Origin of the sequence: Brevibacillus sp. SKDU10 (genome assembly GCF_001645205.1) — a bacterium.
Lineage (GTDB): Bacteria > Bacillota > Bacilli > Brevibacillales > Brevibacillaceae > Brevibacillus_B > Brevibacillus_B halotolerans.
Window position 1 is genome coordinate 1 of the sequence record NZ_LSSO01000098.1, and the last position, 1,723, is coordinate 1,723.

3 protein-coding genes are annotated in these 1,723 nt (G+C 41.6%); all 3 read right to left on the bottom strand.

Features of this window, described 5'->3' with window-relative positions; translation table 11 throughout:
* On the bottom strand, positions 1 to 833 hold an 833-nt coding region (locus tag AYJ08_RS05775), incomplete at its 3' end, for an ABC-F family ATP-binding cassette domain-containing protein (RefSeq protein WP_157452798.1).
* Positions 834 to 1,026: 193 nt separating this feature from the next.
* Positions 1,027 to 1,170 carry a hypothetical protein gene (locus tag AYJ08_RS23870; protein WP_003337687.1) on the bottom strand — a complete coding sequence of 48 codons (144 nt, stop codon included), beginning with the start codon at positions 1,168 to 1,170 and terminating at the stop codon, positions 1,027 to 1,029.
* Between the two features lie 109 nt (positions 1,171 to 1,279).
* Positions 1,280 to 1,723, bottom strand: a 444-nt coding sequence (locus AYJ08_RS05780) for an EcsC family protein (protein ID WP_197490597.1), incomplete at its 5' end; no start/stop codon positions are given.

Consider the following 1,723-nt stretch of genomic DNA (forward strand, 5'->3'; position numbering starts at 1 on the left):
TTTTTCTTGATTTTCTTTTGCTGTTCTTGATAATCCGCGAATTGCCGCAAGAGATGCTCCTCTTTTTCCTGTACATACTGGCTATAATTCCCGTGATATGTTTGCAACTCTCCACTGTCCACTTCCCATATGCTTGTAGCCACTGCATCCAAGAAATAACGATCATGAGAAATGAGTAAAATGGTCCCAGGATATTCACGTAAGAATTGCTCTAACCATTCCATTGATTCTACATCCAAATGGTTCGTAGGTTCATCGAGAAGAAGAACATCACTTTTTTCGCATAAAATTTTTGCCAAGCCAATCTTGGTTTTTTCTCCCCCACTAAGTAAAGAAAAAGGAGTCTCAAGTAACGACGAGGACAATCGCAGACCATCTACTACCTTCTGAATCCTCGCTTCCACCATATAACCGTCTAATTGCTCAAAGGTATCCTGCAATTCTTGATAACGAAATAATAACTTTTCCTGTTCCTCAGTTGATAATTTTTGATATTCACCGATATTGGACATAAGCTCTTGGCACGCTTGCATAGATAGCTCTATTTCCTGCACCTTGGCAAAGGCACTCTCAATGACATGACGCCCCGTCCACTCCATCGGATACACAGGTTGTTGTGGTAAATAGGCAAATGCAGCATCTTTCGCTCGAAAAACAGTTCCTGAGTCTGGAGAATCCAAGCCCAGTAATAAGTTGCAAAGTGTGCTTTTTCCAGCCCCATTTGGGCCTACAATCCCTATTCTTGACATACGGGTCACTTCGCAAGTAATCTCGGTAATTACCATGTTAGCTCCGAATGATTTTGAAAGAGAGTTAGCAGCAAGAACGATCATGATCTCATTTCCTCCTTGGAAATCAGTCCCTCACATGCGTTACACAAGCGATAACATACCCCATGAATCATTTCATGCCATTCGTCCCCTACACATTTTTTGAGAACACAAAAAGCCACAGGCACCTACCACCTGTAGCATCGTTTTTCCTCTTACTAAATCCAATCAGGATTATGAAAAAGTGAAAGAGAGGTTATGTATGCATGGTACGCGTTAAAGGAAACTGTTCGGTTTTGTTGGTAGATTGAAAAATGGACAGACTTCTCCCGTTGTTAACGAAATCATGTGTTTGACTGGACATTTCTACCACAAACCACGCTTGAACAGCTCCTGACATGTACCTGCACCTCCTTTTGTAAACTTTTCCATAGTATAACGAACGTTTTATCACTTGTAAAGCTGATTTTCGACGACTGCCTGCTGCTTGATATACTACTTTCCTTGATTTATAGCTTCTCGCCGTTTTGTTCTGCTAATCTCTGTAGGATTCTTCTTTTCTTGTAGAGCATCTGCCCCGTCATTGCTATGTCCGCAATCTGTGTACGATTCGTAAATGCACCAAAAAACATACCTACGATCGGGATTAGCTGAAATAGCTTCTTCCACGCCATATTATCCATGTATGTCAAGCTTACCTCACGCCAGCCTTGCAGCTGAGCAATGATTTCTTGATGTTTTTCTCCCTCATCAAAGGCGGATAGCTCTGCTAAAATAGCCTTTTTGCCAACAACATCTGCCGAGGTAAATTGCAAACATTTGATGATAAAAATACGTTCCACCTTATCATGCGGGTCAAAACCATACGTAAGTGCCATCTCCTGCAATACTTTTAAGGAGAGACCTATGATAACTGGTATATCTATCGCAAGTGTAAACATACCGCCGAAGCC

Excerpts from the sequence above, each read along its gene's own strand:
- AYJ08_RS23870 (WP_003337687.1), bottom strand. The coding sequence starts at position 1,170 with ATGTCAGGAGCTGTTCAAGCGTGGTTTGTGGTAGAAATGTCCAGTCAA.